Source organism: Neobacillus sp. NPDC093182, assembly GCF_044754045.1.
The window spans coordinates 1-14,903 of the sequence record NZ_JBIVOI010000017.1; the positions used below are offsets into that span (position 1 = coordinate 1).

The window sequence follows — 14,903 nt, forward strand, 5'->3', positions numbered from 1 at the left end:
GAGGAACATAAGGAAAAGGTTCGACTTAACCGACTTTCAAAGTCAGGTAAAATACTATATAAATTTAGAAAAGAAAAAGTAGAGCGAAGCTTCGCAGATTCAAAAGAACTGCATGGGCTTCGCTATTGTAGGTTACGCGAATTGCGAAATGCGACTGAGCAAGTGTTACTTACCGCAGCATGCCAAAACATGAAAAAGATTGCCACGCACTTAGCCCGGTTGGAAAAAGTGTGTGGCAATCTCCAGTTTCATTCTCCCTGTTGATTGGAGCGGAAGGTGCGAAGACTCCTGCGGGAGTACGGGGCTGGGGAGACCCCGCAGGCGCTTAAGCGCTGAGGAGGCTCCCCGGCACGCCCGCGGAAAGCGAAGCACCTGGAGCGGAAATCAACAGGCCTTTGGGCAGGCAGAAAAATAAAAATTGCCGAGAAAGATACCTTTCTCGACAATCTGAAGACTTAACCATGGGGTTAAGTCTTTTTAATTTATTGTTTCATTCCTAATACACCCACAATTTCACCCTTTGTCTTACATTAGTTAAGCAGGTATAGAAATGATAAACGTAGTTCCTTTCCCTTTTTCACTCTCTACTTCAATCTTTCCATTTAGTTTATTGATTGTACTATAAACCATCAACATGCCAAGACCTGTTCCTTCATTCTTCGTAGAATAATAGGGTCTTCCTAATTGTAAAACTTCTTTCTTAGTCATACCGACCCCAGTATCTTTAATTTTTATAATGATGTCATTCTTAAGTTCGGTTACATTGATAGAAAGGACCCCGCCATTTTCTATCATAGATTCAATCCCATTTTTATATAAATTCATTAAGCATTGCTGCATCTGATTTTTATCATACTGAATATTTAATGTGTTAGTAAACCTATATTGGATCTCAACCTGATGCATATTGGCAAATGGAGTAATGATGTCTTTAACATATTCTGTTTCCTCATTAAGATTAGAAAAAATCATGTTTTCACTTTGAGGCTTAGCAAATGCTAGAAAGTCGCTTACAATTCTTTCAGCACGTTTTAATTCTACTAATGAAAAATCAATATACTTTTTCTCTTCTTGCGTAATGTTTTGAGAATTTTTTAGAAGCTGGAGGAATCCATTTGTAACTGTAAGTGGATTTCTAATTTCATGGGCAACACTAGCTGATAATTCACTGATTATATTAAATCTTTCCGACTGTTGAGTTGATTCACGTTTCTTAATATTAGCAAGAATTTGCTCTATTAAAATCATGATAATGAACATGACGACAGCATAAGTAGTTAAAGCATTGATGGTTAATGTCCAAAATTCCCTATTCAATACTGGCATTAATGTACCCAAAATTGTAAGGTACAGGAGCATAGTAAAAATAGAGACTATTACGGCACTCCAGATTCGTTTCTTTCTACTTTGATTCATAAACCATTTATGTAAGAATGGTACGATTATAAAAATAACAGAAGCAAAAATAAACGAATGAATAGTTCCTTCCCCACCAACTAAAAACCGATAAGCATTTAATACAATAAATAGTGGGAACGTAAACTTAAATCCTCCAAAAAGAGCAATAATTAGAAATGGGATATAGCGTAAATCAAAAATAAAGCCAATTTCTAATCTTATAGGAAATGCCATACATAAAACCATGGAAATAGATGAAAGTAGTGTTAGAAAGTATTGATTATATGTATGGAACCTACTTTCAAAGAATATTAGAAAAGTTAAAACCGGAAATAACAGAAAAAGGAAATTTAAAAGCAATGATTCTATCAAGGTGAAACTCCTTTCGTAAGAGTTACATATAAAATAATATTTTACTACAGTATTGGAGTTTTATACATAACTGTTTAACAGCAATATAATTGTATGCTCATACAATTACATTGCTTTTTTATATTAAGTACATATGAGCGAAATATATGTTGGAACATATTGTTCATTAAAATTTAGAGTTTTCTATATTAATATAGTACTTATATACATCTATTTTGAGGAGGATTTTATGCTTAAGAAAATAATCACAACTTTTGTTTCCTGCTCAATTGTGCTGTCTGGCATTTTTTCATTCCCTGTTTTATCTCCAAATAAAGCAGAGGCTTCTTCATATAATGATTTGGCGGAACGCCCTTTTATGGGGTGGAGCAGCTGGAGTTCGATTCGAAAAAAGCCGACAGAGGATAAGATTAAAGCAGCTGCAGATGTGCTGGCATCAAAATTTAAATCGCACGGCTATCAATATGTTAATCTTGATGATTATTATATGCTCGATTGGAGAACTACCGTTGATGAATATGGCAGGTGGGCCGTTGACCCTGAGAAGTTCCCCAACGGAATGAAAGCACTTGGGGACTATATTCATAATAAGGGATTGAAGTTCGGCCACTATGTAACACTTGGGATTCCAAAAGCTGCGGTAGATCAAAACACTCCCATTGAAGGCACACCTTATCATGCGAAAGATATCGTCGACTTTAGCAAAGGGAATAAGAAAAACTTTAATTATGAAGAAATGTATGCCATCGATTTCTCGAAACCTGGTGCACAGGAGTTTATTGATTCATGGGCAAAGCTGTTTGCATCGTATGGCATCGATTACCTTAAAATTGATGGTGTTCGAAATCAGGATATAGCCGATGTCGAAGCATGGGCAAAGGCACTCGAGAAAACAGGCAGACCTATTCATGTGGAATTGTCTAATAATCTCGATATTAAACATATTTCTACCTGGAAACAATTATCAAATGGCTGGCGTACCGACCATGATGTCGAAGCTTACGGGACACCCTACCTTGCTTCATGGAAAAAGGTAACGAGAAGATTCGATGATGTCGCAGAGTGGCAGCCTTATGCAGGTCCTGGCGGTTGGAATGATTTAGATTCACTGAATGTAGCAAATGGCAGCAAGGATGGTTTAACAAAAGATGAGAAAATTTCTTATGTTTCTCTCTGGGCGATAGCAGCGTCTCAGTTTGTTATTGGAAACGACCTGACAAAGCTGGATGATTTCGGTCTAAGTCTGTTAACCAATGATGAAATTCTAGGTGTCAATCAGAGTGGTGTTGCAGGGAAGCGATTATATAAAAAGGGTGACACTCAGGTTTTTTACCAAAGCCTTCCCGACGGTTCCTATAATATAGCCCTTTTTAATACTGGCTCATCTACGCATGATGTAAGGGTTAAATGGGCAGATTTAGGAATTGAGGGTTCTGCATTGGTTCGTGATTTGTGGAGTCATCAAGATTTAGGAAGTATGGAAAATGGCTTCACTGCTAAGCTATCCACCCATGGTTCACGTATGATCAAAGTAGTGCCAGCTTCTTCACTTACTGTCTCCCCTGAAAGTAGAGCAACTGGAGTGAACCCTTCCAAAGTCACGTTAAACTGGGAGGCAAGTCCTAATACCGACAGTTACCACGTGCAGGTGGCGACAGATCCAAGTTTAAAAAATATTGTTGTCGATCAAACCGTCTCTTTACCAACTGCAGATGTAAAGAACCTGGAAAAAGATACTCGTTATTACTGGAAGGTATCCTCATTATTCGGAGAGACCGAAAAACAGATTGGAATTTATACCTTCCATACGGAAATAACAAAAGTTCCAAACGAGCCAGATTGGGTGTTGGCGGACAGGAAAAATAATGATTCTGTTTCACTCAGCTGGAATCCATCATTTGGAGCAGCATCTTACACGGTCTATCGGAAAGAAATTAATATCATTGGTTTAAGCAGCGGCTACAAACAGATCGTTTCTGACATATCAAATCCAAACTATATGGATAATAGCGCTAAGCTAAAAAGTGGCGTCACCTATTCTTATAAAGTAACAGCAGCTAACAAAATAGGTGAAAGTAAAAGATCGGTGGAAGGATATTCAGATGATCAATCCTCTGTAAAGATGACCGCTCTTCTAATTGTTTCTTTTACCTTAGCAGCAGTAGCAATTATTTTTATAATTGCTAGAATCAAATCTAAATCTACTAAACAAGCAGAACTGGCAAATAAGCGCGCTTCCTAGTCCAATACTATCAATATATATGCTTACCTTTAAAATGGCGGGGCACCCTTTGTTAAAATCGAAGGGTGCCCCGCCATTAAGTTTAATTAGCAAGATTTTAAAATATCTTCACTAATCCTTTAAATGATGATACCCCTCTGCAACAAACTCCCAATCACGTAAAAAGTAGGACCATAAGTTGGGACGGCGCCTAACCGCCAGCGGGTGGTAAGCCACTGTGGTTTGATAGCCCTGAACATTGTTCCATGTTCCCCGTAATGCTTTTACATCTGCTTCCGGGTTTCGAAAAAAGGATTGGACAACCACATTTCCTAAGCATAGAATAAGTTTGGGCTTTTTTTGTACAATTTGTTGTTCTAAATGAATCATACAGGTTTGGCGTACCTCATCCTTGTCATAAGCACGCACTGGCCTTCTTTTAAGGATATATGTCACGTACAAGTCGTCCTTTTTCAAACCCGCTTCACTTGCCGCTTGTTGTAATGTTTGTCTCGTTCCGCAAACAACTGAATTCCCCGCACGGTCTTCCCTGGCTCCAGGATTATCTAGAATCACCATGATCGGTGCTTCCGGATTTCCTTCACCCCAGACCATTCGTGACCCGTGCTGATAAAGACCACATTCACGACAATTTTCAAGGTTATCCGGGGTCGGTTCCTCTGGCCATAATTCAGGACAAAATGTAGACATACCTTCCATCTCCTGATACTCGTTTTTCATTTAATGATGTTTTTTATTCTTTCCAGTAATCAATCACGTACTCAACTTGTTTTTTAGCTACTATATTTACCGCGTAATAAACGATATCTTTATATTTCATTTCTCGTATAGGATTTTTACTTACATTGTGCAGATCTCTCATAACTGCAATATCTGGGAAGGTAAATGCCACTAAAATAATCGCCTTATTTCCACTTATCCCCCAGGTACCTCTCGAACCTAAAACTAGAGGCAAGGGTTTATTACTATTCTTAAGATAATGGTAAACCCACTCTTGTTCGCTTAGATTTTTATTAACCATTCAGTCCTCACCTAATATTGTGAAAAAAACAGCCAATATAAATTGGCTGCTTCCTTAACGATCAAGTCCCTTTTTATTCTTACCGACATTGTCATTTGGTGAGTCGCCGGTACCATCCTTGCTTTTGCTATTAGGGGTTCCGTAAATTTGATTATCCGCAGTTACCTTTGCTCCTGTTTTTAAATCATCCTTAGTCTTCATTCTGTCATCTCCTTTCGTTAATCAGTTATATTATCTATAGCGTGTAAAAGAAATATACAGAAGTGCTAAATCTATTAATCATGATTGAATTTATGGTTTAATTAGAACTGAACAGAAACTCAACTTAAGATACTTCGTAGAGGAGATTTTTTATATGAATCAAGAATTTCTTTATATTATTATGATCATTGCATTTGGGTATCTGTTAAAACGTTTCAATATTTTACAAGAAAAAGATGGAGAAGTTATTTCAAAAATTATTTTTAAAATTACCCTTCCCGCCTTGGTTCTTGTAACATTCGATTCCGTAAAGATAGAAACGTCTTTAATACTTTTACCCGTAATTGTACTCGTTTATGGAATTATAACAGCATGTTTGGGCTTATTCGTGTTTAAAAATGAAGAGAGAGAACTAAAGGGTTCACTTTTAATGCTATCTTCCGGGTTTAATGTAGGCTTATTTGCATTTCCTTTAGTTTATGCCATCTGGGGCATAGATGGCTTAACTTATTTTAGTATGTTTGATGTGGGAGCATCATTTGTGGTCTTCGGAATTTGTTTTATTTTTGGAAGCTATTTTTCAGAAGAAGGTCTCAGGCTTAACCCAATGGAAATTCTGAAGAAATTGGGCAAGTCTATTCCATTAATGACCTATCTTATTGCCAGTATTTTAAATCTAATCCATATCCAGTTACCAGACATAATCATTAATGTGGCTAGTAAAATCTCTGGAGCAAATATGCCTTTATCTTTATTGTTGTTAGGACTCTTTTTAAATTTTAAATTTGAAAAACAATTTATAAAGCCTATGATGAAATTTTTGGCTTTCCGATATGGTTTAGGTCTTATCGTCGGTTTAGTCTTATACTTCATCCTTCCCTTCGAAATCATGTTCCGATATACCATTCTGATTGGACTTTTACTGCCTGTTGCAGCATCTGCCTTAACATTTGCAGTTGAATTCAAATATAGTACCAACAGCACCCGTTTTATTGCCACGATGTCCAATATAACGATTTTAGTTAGTATTGTTATTTTATATATTTTTGCTAACTTTATTTAATAAAGACTCAAAAACCCACTAGGTATTAACTTAGTGGGTTCAAATTTTCTCGGTTTAAGATGATTATCTAAAACTTGGGGTAAATTAATAATGGAGGTCATGAAATGATTGTTTACCATGGGTCGATAAGAAAATTTCAAAATTTCAATAAAGAAACGGTAGTCCAAAATTTAAGTAACGATATCAATACGATTGGATTTTGGTTTACTTCGGATATTCATACAGCAAAACCGTTTGCAATTGGCTCTGAGACGGTGATCGAGAAATCAAAGAGCGAGTTCTGGGAGAATGGGGAACCAAAAATCATTCAATATGAAAAACCTGCTAGCGGCTATATCTATAAAGTTTATATAGATGAACCTAATTTAAAGATTTACGAATCAAATACAGAGGAATCATATGATCTGTTTATGAGGGAACGTGACCTATATTGTGATTACTTAGGTGCAAAAAAAAGAAACGTAACCTGGAAAGATAATGCCATCCTTTTAAATAAAGAAGAAGCCAATACAGTATTTCGTAAGAGCCTGATAAAACAGGGATACGAAGGTTTTGTAATACGAAAGGCTCAGATACATGGTATGATGACGGATTTGTATTGCATTTTTTCAGAGAAATCTCTGCTTATAACTGAAGTCCTTCCTTTAGAAGAATAAACAATAGACACAAAAAAGAGTTCAGGAGGTTATCCCCTGAACACTTTAGCAGCTATATCCTAATTGTTTTCATTCCTTAAGTCGAGGTTTAGCAGGATCACAATTTGGCGGCTCAATGTTTGCGGATTCTGCTAATTTCATTAGATAATAACATTCTTCCCGGTACATATGGTCGGCCATTAACGGTGCAAATGTTCCTAATGCTTGATTACTTAGTTCTAATTCTTCTAGTTCCGTTAAGAAATTTTGAAATAACTTAATTTCTAATTGTGCGTCATTCGTCATTTTTGTCAAAGCTGGAAAGGAAGTCAAATTGGTTCTTAAATATCCTGCAAGCTCTACTGCTTTTAGATAAAAACCTTCAAAATCCTTCTTAAATGTCTTACTTTTCTCTCTTAATTTCTTTTCCACACCATCTAAATTTGAATAGATAGCGTCTGAATGACCTGCTGCGTCTAGTAACCATAGAAGGTGATGATGAAGTTCATGGTAAACGGGTGGCATTTTCCCCTCTTTTAAATGATTCAAAATCCTTAAATATTCCTCTAATTCATTTACCATATGATTAATGAATGTAGGTGAAAGGTGAATTTTGATTTTTCCGACAAGGTGTTTTCTTATTAATTCTAATTTGAATTCCCGTAATCTTAGTACTTCTGGTTCTACTTGAGCTGTTAGTTGTGTCAGTGGTGAAGATTTTGCCTGTTCTAAAAGTGTATCAAAAATGTTTATAAAATTTGATGCCTGCTCAATCTCAACTTTTTGAATGGGGGCAAGAGCTTCAAAAATAAACCTAGAATGATCACCTAATATTTGAAGCCAAAAACGGTGTTCAAATCTGGCTGACCTATCAAAAACTTCACTCATGTTAATTCCTCCTAGGAAAAAAATACCCACACTAAGTTGATATTTATTCTCCTAAGGCATGTCTTATGCACTTTGGAATTATGCGGTTAACTGAAATTAGTTATGTTTAATCCGAATTTACTAGCCGATAGCTATACATACTAGCACGCAAAACTAGCGCTTCAACAAACTTTTCGCAACGCAACAAATCCTGTTTTTGTGGCCTGAGTTCAACTTTCAAGGTAGCAGCTAAGTTTGTGTGAACGTACAACATATCTCGAAATTGATCAACGGCTCCACAAAACCTGGGATAACAGCTATCACCTGTTCCAAATACAGCTGTTGTCATGTCTTTTCTACTAATCGACTCAAGCGCATGATAGAGTTGCCTCATTTCCTTTGGGATATCACCATTTCCCCACGTGTACGTTCCGATAGCTATTGCGTCATAATGACATAAGTCAGATACACAAAACTCTTCTATTCTATAAAAAGATAGCTCAACCGACTGCGATAAAAAGATTTCATAAAGTTCCTCTGCTAATTCTTTTGTGTTTCCTGATACCGATGCGTAAACAATGGCAACTGATAATTTAGAGTTCGTCAAATCCATTGGATTGTGAGACCTTTGAATACGTTCTGGACTTTTGTTCAAAGAAATCCGACTTTGTTTCATTCATCATTTCATCTCCAAAAATTTGAATCCACGGCATCGGATTAATCCTTTCTTCATAAAGATTTTTCAAGCCAAGCTGTCTCAATCGTTTATTTGCTAAATATTCTACATAGCCTTCAAATTCCTCTAAATCGATTCCTTTGATTTCAGCTAAAATATAGTGAGCCCACTCTTTTTCCAGCTCAACCGCTTCGTTAATCGTTTGGTAGATATAGTTAATATTTTCGTCTGTATGAAGCTCCGGATTTTCTGTTAAAAGGATTCGAATGAATTGAGCAATAAAGTAGGCATGCTGCATTTCATCCCGTTGAATATAACTAATCATTGTACTTGTTTTCAGCATTTTTTGCTGACGTGCTAAATGATAGAAAAAGGCAAAACCGGCGTAAAAATAAATCCCCTCTAGGTTAATGGAGTTTACACATAACTTGAACAACGTTTGCGGCGTTGGATTTTGTCTAAATTCCTCATAGGCATCTAAAATAAGTTGATTTCGTTTTTGGACGATGTGATCACTTTTTGCTTGATTAAATCGTTCATTTTGTTCGCCAATGGGAATAAGCGAGCTTAGTATATACGAATATGATTCATTATGAACAGCTTCTTGTTGTGAAATAACAGCAAAGATCGCTTTAAAACTAGAGTCACTCACATAATCCATTACTTGACTCATGGTTGGTGTCTGCAGGCTATCAAGAGAAGCTAGCTGCGTATTAATACGCAGAAACACATCTTTTTCTTGATTACTAAGGGAATCCCATTGTTTTATATCATCCTGCATATTGATTTCCTGCGGTTTCCAAAAATTTGATAATAGAGTTTGATATAAATCGTACATTTTTGGATAGGCAATATCATTCCAGTTAAGGATTCCCGATGACTTTCCATTTATGATTCCGGTGGATTTGTTTGGAAAGTCAGGATTGAGTAATTGTATTTTGGTTAATGGTGTATGAATCATGAAATAAACTTCCTCCATTCTTCTCTGCTAACTTTGACATGCTTCACATTCTTCTATCTCCGATTGAGAAGTACTTCTTATGTAATAAGTCGTCTTTAAGCCCTGCCTCCATGCTTCCCTATGAAGATTTAATAACTCTACCGCTTTAATATCATGACGAACATAGAGATTGAAACTAATCGATTGGTCGATATGGCGCTGTCTGGCGGCATTTTGCCTAATACTCCATGTTTGATCCAACGCATGACGAGTTCGTCGATAAAAATTGTAACTGTTATGGTCCAAATCGGGTGCCGTTACTTTAAATTTGAAATTTTTCTTCTCCTCCGCGTATTCGACTGCATACAAAGGGTCAATCCCATCTGTTGAACCGCCAATCTTTGCTGTGGATGAGTTTGGAGCAATCGCCATCATCCAGCCATTTCGAACCCCATACTTTGTAATATCTTCCATCAGTTGGTTCCAACGATTTGTTTTATATCCTTTGCGCTCAAAATACTGGCCTGACTGCCATTCTGAACCTTCAAATTTTGGATAACTGCCTTTTTCCTTTGCTAATTCCATAGAAGAACGAATGGTAAGGTAAGCAATATCCTCATATAAACGATCTGCATATTCAACTGCTTCATCAGACTCCCAAAAGATGCCTTCTAACGCAAGGAGGTGATGCCAGCCAAACGTACCTAAGCCTACAGGACGGTATTGCTTATTAGTGACTTCCGCTTGTCCCACTGAAATGGTATTAAGATCAATTACATTGTCTAGCATTCTCATTTGGATTGAAACCAATCTTTCTAGTACATTCCCTTTTACAGCTTTCGGCAGATTAATAGATGATAGATTGCAGACAACAAAGTCCCCAGGTTTACGAACAATGACAATATTTCCTTCTTCATCCTTATATTCTTTAACAATCGTGGTGGCAGACATATTTTGCGTGATCTCTGTACACAAATTACTGCAAAAAATCGACGCACATCCATATCCTCTTGCATGTTTGTTTGGATTTTGACGATTGACTTCATCCCGATAAAACATATATGGCGTACCGGTTTCTAATTGAGAAATCATAATCCTTGCCATTATATCCATCGCCCGATAAGTTTTTCGAGGAAGAAAAGGATGTTTTACTGCTTCTTCATACTTTTCTGTAAAAAACTTTACATCACACTCGTCATAAAAATCTTCCAAGCCCAGGGGATTCCCGTCTTGGTCCTTCCACCCCATTATTTGTTTTACTTGATGAGGACAAAAGGTGTGCCATTCTCCAACACTTCGACCGTTTTCATCTACTTCTTCTAATTTCTTCATAAACAAGTCAGGTATGGAAACACCCGTAAAAATATCATGAGCCTTTCGTCTTTCGTCACCGTTATTTGTCTTTAAGTCTAAAAAGCCATTCATAATATCTTTATGAAATACATCTAAATAAACGGCGATTGCTCCCTGCCTTTGGCCCAATTGGTCGACACTCACAGCCGTATCATTAATAAGCCGAATCCATGGAACCACCCCAGAGGAATTACCTTTAAATTTCTTGATATCTGAACCTAAGGCACGTACCTTGCCTAGGTAAACACCTAGCCCGCCACCGTCTTTACTTAATCTAGCAAAATCCCAATTGTTCAAATAAATTCCATCTAAAGAATCGTCCACTGTATCAATAAAACAGGAAGAGAGCTGCCCAAAGCTTTTTCCGGCATTTGATAGAGTTGGTGTTGCAACGGTCATATACAAGTTGCTAAGTGCCCAATATGCTTCTTTTACAAGGTTTAACCTGTTTCCTTTTTGTTCTTTTCTCATTAATGTCATGGCGATGACCATAAACCGTTCTTGAGGTAACTCGTATAGTTTTCCTTCGTAATCTTTCGCCAAATAACGATCTGCTAGTAAGAACAGCCCTATATAATTAAACAAATTGTCCCGTTCTGATGTAATTACTGCGCCTAGTGTATCAATCTCTTCTTTTGAATAGTCATGTAATAGATCCTCGGAATAGATTCCTATTTTTGTTAATTCAGCAATCAGCGTGTAAAAACCTCCGTATTTTTCTTCCGGCTCGTATCCCCTGCTGCTTGACGCATTTTGATAAAGTTCCTGTAAATAAAGATTTGCTGCTAGAAAGGTCCAGTTTGGATCGCTCATTGAAATTTGATTTAATGCATAAAAAAGGGATTGTTCATATATGGAAGAGTCTTCAAGATTAGCGATCTTTTCAACTAATTCATTTGTGTTCAGATTATATTTTTCAGAAGCTTTTTTCACTGCCGCCAAAACCGAATCCTTGTCTGAATAAACACTGTTTACTGCCATACCAAATTCCTCATTTCTTTTCATAATGACTTCGTGAGTGAAACGACAAAAAACCCATCTATGAAGATGGGTTTGATAACGTGGATTAATCTATCATACAGGCTCATTCACTGTAATAGTAGGTATACCCTCGTTATATCTTCCCAGCTCCCGAAGAAGATAATACGTAATAGAAATGGCAGGTCTCCTGACTTGTGCTTCTCCCTACTCTAATCCCTTCCCGTCCGTAGACAGTGGATATGATTATTTCGTCAGCACTTACAGTTGCGGGTACAGTTCTGGATTCTCACCAGATTCCCTATTAAGTCTATATAGACACCATTTATATTGGTTATTTTCTATATTTAGTGTTTTGATTTATTGCTCACTACTAAATATTGTATATGTTCAACTATAATATACTATTTTCACTTTGACAATAACAAAAATAATTCTCAGAAAATTGTGTACGAACGATTTTTTATATGTTATATTAATTGGCAATTACATATCGTGTAAGAATTGGTGCCAAGCTGAGGCTTGGCTTAATAGGGAAGAACGGTGCAAATCCGTCGCTGTCCCGCAACTGTAATTCGGAGTGAATCACAAATACCACTGTCTTTTGATGGGAAGGTGTGATGAACATTGATGATGAGCCAGGAGACCTGCCAATTTGTAGTACACACCAGATACCTACGTGGAAATAGGTGGTGACATTCATTTGTACGACAAACGAGTTATGAGTTGTATTGTTTATGCAAGATTTTTAAACATACCTTTAACTTGATTGTATAGCCATTTCCGGTTCCTGGAGATGGCTTTTTTGTATTTGGATATATGTAAATGAAAAGGAGGAATCGTAAATGAAATTAGCTAGTACAGCCATTGGGTACCCCTACATTGGTGGTAATCGAGAGTGGAAACGTTGTGTGGAATCTTTTTGGAAGGGTGAAAAATCAGAGGAAGCGTTTATCTTTGAGATGAAGACCATTCGTTTAAATCATTTGAAGCATCAGCAATCCTTAGGATTAGACATACTTACGGTTGGAGATTTTACCTTTTATGACCGTATGCTGGACCTTGCGACCATGTTCGGTTTAATTCCAGCCCGTTATAATTGGACTGGTGAAAAGGTAAATCTTACAACTTATTACGCAATGGCACGTGGAGCAAACGATGTTGTGGCTTCTGAAATGACAAAATGGTTTAATACAAACTACCACTACATTGTACCTGAGTATGAAGGCAAGCCACTAAAATTAACTCAAAACTACATTTTAGATTATTTTTTAGAAGCGAAGTTTGAACTAGGTCTAATTACAAAACCAACCATTATAGGTCCCTATACTTTTGTACAATTATCTAAAGGCTACGATTCGATATCAAAAGCATCATTTATTTTAAGACTCTTACCTCTTTATGTTCAAGTACTCCAACAACTTGTAGATGCAGGAGCACAGTGGATACAAGTGGAAGAACCAGCATTAGTCCTTTCACTAGCACCTGAAGATATCAAACTAGTTCAACAAATTTATAAACAATTAGCAGAAGAAGTACCTGCAGCGAAACTGATGTTACAAACCTATTTTGAAGGACTATCAGCGTATGAAGACCTCATACAATTACCTGTCGCTGGAGTTGGGCTTGATTTTATTCATGGTGCTGATCAGAATATGGCTTCACTCCGTAAATACGGTTTCCCACAAGATAAAATATTAGGGATTGGTATCATAAATGGGCGTGATATTTGGCGGGCAAGTTTGGCTGAAAAAGCAATGATGACCAAAGCTATTTTATCCTTAAGCGGCGTAAATGAAGCGTGGGTTCAATCTTCTTGCAGTTTACAGCATGTACCTGTCACAACTAAATCTGAAAAGACTCTGGACAAGACATTACTAAACGCATTATCCTTTGCCGATGAGAAAATCATCGAGTTAACGCATATAACATCCTTCGTTTCAGACGAGAACTGGTCTGGAAGTAAAAGTGTGTCACAAAGTATAGTGGCAATTCAAGCCTTAGAGCAGCATGAGGGAAGGAAAAATCCACGTGTGAAGGAGCTTTTATTACAAGTCAAGCCAGAGCATTTTACACGTCCAATGCCCTTTAAAGAACGTCAATCTTTACAAAAAGAAGCTTTACAATTACCGGATTTTCCAACCACAACGATTGGAAGCTTCCCTCAATCCGATCAAGTAAAAAGAACGCGTACTGCATGGCGTAAAAAAGAAATTACCGACTTGAAATATGCTGAGTTTTTGAAAAGTGAAACCGCACGCTGGATTCAAATTCAGGAAGAAATTGGCCTTGATGTTTTCGTGCATGGTGAATTTGAGCGAACCGATATGGTAGAGTACTTTGGTGAAAAGCTCAAAGGTTTTGCTTTTACAGAAAAAGCCTGGGTGGTATCATATGGGTCACGTTGTGTGAAACCGCCGATTATTTATGGTGACGTCGAGTGGACATCTCCAATGACCGTGAAGGAAGTTGCAGAAGCACAGCGATTAACGTCGAAGTATGTGAAAGGGATGTTAACAGGACCTGTCACAATATTAAATTGGTCATTTGTTCGTGATGATCTTTCTCGTGAACACGTTGCCAACCAAATTGCCTTAGCGTTGAAGGAAGAAATTCAAGCATTAGAAAATGCAGGCATTGCCATAATTCAGGTGGATGAACCAGCTTTACGTGAAGGCTTGCCACTAAGGAAAGAAGACTGGAATGACTATTTATCATGGGCTGTGAATGCATTCAAGCTCGCGACTTCTAGTGTGAGAAATGAAACTCAAATTCATACCCATATGTGCTATTGTGAGTTTAATAACTTCATAGAGCCAATTCGTGCCCTTGACGCAGATGTCATTTCAATCGAAACGTCTAGAAGTCACGGGGAACTAATTCAATCACTAAAACAAAATCCATATGAACTTGGTATCGGTTTAGGTGTTTATGATATACACAGCCCCCGTGTGCCAAGTGTAGAAGAAATCGACACTATATTAAACGAAAGCTTAGAGATTATTTCAAAAGAACAGTTTTGGGTGAATCCAGATTGTGGTTTAAAAACACGTCATGAAGATGAAACCATTGCGTCATTAAAAAATATGGTCACAGCTGCACGAAAACTCCGCCAACAGCAAGAACAAACTGTTTCCTAAGTGTAAAGATAAACATT

General features: G+C 37.2%; 13 protein-coding genes and 2 riboswitches. Of the genes, 5 read left to right on the forward strand and 8 right to left on the reverse strand.

Features of this window, described 5'->3' with window-relative positions:
• Nucleotides 1-264 (forward strand): transposase (locus ACIQAA_RS25510; protein ID WP_402625411.1); only part of this gene is annotated, 264 nt, incomplete at its 5' end.
• A 270-nt stretch (nt 265-534) separates the two neighbouring features.
• Here the strand turns inward: ACIQAA_RS25510 and ACIQAA_RS25515 are convergent.
• Complete coding sequence (locus tag ACIQAA_RS25515) at nt 535-1,770, reverse strand: ATP-binding protein (RefSeq protein WP_402625414.1); 1,236 nt, start codon at nt 1,768-1,770, stop codon at nt 535-537.
• A 229-nt stretch (nt 1,771-1,999) separates the two neighbouring features.
• Here ACIQAA_RS25515 and ACIQAA_RS25520 point away from each other — a divergent pair, with 229 nt between their 5' ends.
• A complete protein-coding gene (locus tag ACIQAA_RS25520; protein ID WP_402625417.1) occupies nt 2,000-4,012 on the forward strand; it encodes an alpha-galactosidase in 2,013 nt (670 codons plus the stop codon).
• A gap of 111 nt (nt 4,013-4,123) precedes the next feature.
• Here the strand turns inward: ACIQAA_RS25520 and ACIQAA_RS25525 are convergent, their stop codons facing one another.
• Genes ACIQAA_RS25525 through ACIQAA_RS25535 form a run of 3 tightly spaced genes read right to left on the reverse strand, consistent with a single transcriptional unit; the run spans nt 4,124 to nt 5,234 of the window.
• Nucleotides 4,124-4,702, reverse strand: a complete 579-nt coding sequence (locus ACIQAA_RS25525; RefSeq protein WP_402625419.1) for a uracil-DNA glycosylase — start codon at nt 4,700-4,702, stop codon at nt 4,124-4,126.
• A gap of 43 nt (nt 4,703-4,745) precedes the next feature.
• Entirely contained in the window at nt 4,746-5,033 is a 288-nt protein-coding gene (locus tag ACIQAA_RS25530) for a hypothetical protein (protein WP_402625422.1), read from the reverse strand.
• Between the two features lie 54 nt (nt 5,034-5,087).
• Nucleotides 5,088-5,234: a hypothetical protein gene (locus tag ACIQAA_RS25535; protein WP_402625425.1), complete on the reverse strand. Its 147-nt coding sequence runs from the start codon at nt 5,232-5,234 to the stop codon at nt 5,088-5,090.
• A gap of 154 nt (nt 5,235-5,388) precedes the next feature.
• On the opposite strand from ACIQAA_RS25535, the gene ACIQAA_RS25540 reads away from it, so the two are divergent.
• Both ACIQAA_RS25540 and ACIQAA_RS25545 read left to right on the forward strand, forming a co-directional pair.
• The gene (locus ACIQAA_RS25540; RefSeq protein ID WP_402625427.1) at nt 5,389-6,297 is read left to right on the forward strand and encodes an AEC family transporter; all 909 of its coding nucleotides are present in this window, start codon (nt 5,389-5,391) and stop codon (nt 6,295-6,297) included.
• 104 nt (nt 6,298-6,401) lie between these two features.
• Nucleotides 6,402-6,953: a hypothetical protein gene (locus ACIQAA_RS25545; protein ID WP_402625429.1), complete on the forward strand. Its 552-nt coding sequence runs from the start codon at nt 6,402-6,404 to the stop codon at nt 6,951-6,953.
• Between the two features lie 69 nt (nt 6,954-7,022).
• Here ACIQAA_RS25545 and ACIQAA_RS25550 read toward each other — a convergent pair whose 3' ends face one another.
• From ACIQAA_RS25550 to ACIQAA_RS25565, 4 genes are all read right to left on the reverse strand, one after another.
• The gene (locus ACIQAA_RS25550) at nt 7,023-7,820 is read right to left on the reverse strand and encodes a DUF2935 domain-containing protein (protein ID WP_402625432.1); all 798 of its coding nucleotides are present in this window, start codon (nt 7,818-7,820) and stop codon (nt 7,023-7,025) included.
• Nucleotides 7,821-7,926: 106 nt separating this feature from the next.
• Entirely contained in the window at nt 7,927-8,412 is a 486-nt protein-coding gene (locus tag ACIQAA_RS25555; RefSeq protein WP_402625434.1) for a flavodoxin domain-containing protein, read from the reverse strand.
• Nucleotides 8,393-9,436 (reverse strand): ribonucleotide-diphosphate reductase subunit beta, encoded by a 1,044-nt coding sequence (locus tag ACIQAA_RS25560; protein ID WP_402625436.1) that lies wholly within the window; start codon nt 9,434-9,436, stop codon nt 8,393-8,395. Before ACIQAA_RS25560 ends, ACIQAA_RS25555 begins: the two co-directional genes overlap by 20 nt.
• 27 nt (nt 9,437-9,463) lie before the next feature.
• Complete coding sequence (locus ACIQAA_RS25565; RefSeq protein ID WP_402625439.1) at nt 9,464-11,773, reverse strand: ribonucleoside-diphosphate reductase subunit alpha; 2,310 nt, start codon at nt 11,771-11,773, stop codon at nt 9,464-9,466.
• A 136-nt stretch (nt 11,774-11,909) separates the two neighbouring features.
• Nucleotides 11,910-12,087: riboswitch (cobalamin riboswitch) on the reverse strand.
• Between the two features lie 147 nt (nt 12,088-12,234).
• A riboswitch (cobalamin riboswitch) is annotated at nt 12,235-12,415 on the forward strand.
• A 176-nt stretch (nt 12,416-12,591) separates the two neighbouring features.
• Between ACIQAA_RS25565 and metE the strand changes: the two genes are divergently transcribed.
• Nucleotides 12,592-14,886, forward strand: a complete 2,295-nt coding sequence (gene metE, locus ACIQAA_RS25570) for a 5-methyltetrahydropteroyltriglutamate--homocysteine S-methyltransferase (protein WP_402625442.1) — start codon at nt 12,592-12,594, stop codon at nt 14,884-14,886.
• The last annotated feature ends 17 nt before the right edge of the window (nt 14,887-14,903 follow it).

Excerpts from the sequence above, each read along its gene's own strand:
- ACIQAA_RS25520 (WP_402625417.1), top strand. The coding sequence starts at position 2,000 with ATGCTTAAGAAAATAATCACAACTTTTGTTTCCTGCTCAATTGTGCTG.
- ACIQAA_RS25560 (WP_402625436.1), bottom strand. The coding sequence starts at position 9,436 with ATGATTCATACACCATTAACCAAAATACAATTACTCAATCCTGACTTT.
- ACIQAA_RS25545 (WP_402625429.1), top strand. The coding sequence starts at position 6,402 with ATGATTGTTTACCATGGGTCGATAAGAAAATTTCAAAATTTCAATAAA.
- ACIQAA_RS25555 (WP_402625434.1), bottom strand. The coding sequence starts at position 8,412 with ATGGATTTGACGAACTCTAAATTATCAGTTGCCATTGTTTACGCATCG.
- metE (WP_402625442.1), top strand. The coding sequence starts at position 12,592 with ATGAAATTAGCTAGTACAGCCATTGGGTACCCCTACATTGGTGGTAAT.
- ACIQAA_RS25530 (WP_402625422.1), bottom strand. The coding sequence starts at position 5,033 with ATGGTTAATAAAAATCTAAGCGAACAAGAGTGGGTTTACCATTATCTT.
- ACIQAA_RS25565 (WP_402625439.1), bottom strand. The coding sequence starts at position 11,773 with ATGAAAAGAAATGAGGAATTTGGTATGGCAGTAAACAGTGTTTATTCA.
- ACIQAA_RS25550 (WP_402625432.1), bottom strand. The coding sequence starts at position 7,820 with ATGAGTGAAGTTTTTGATAGGTCAGCCAGATTTGAACACCGTTTTTGG.
- ACIQAA_RS25535 (WP_402625425.1), bottom strand. The coding sequence starts at position 5,234 with ATGAAGACTAAGGATGATTTAAAAACAGGAGCAAAGGTAACTGCGGAT.
- ACIQAA_RS25525 (WP_402625419.1), bottom strand. The coding sequence starts at position 4,702 with ATGTCTACATTTTGTCCTGAATTATGGCCAGAGGAACCGACCCCGGAT.
- ACIQAA_RS25540 (WP_402625427.1), top strand. The coding sequence starts at position 5,389 with ATGAATCAAGAATTTCTTTATATTATTATGATCATTGCATTTGGGTAT.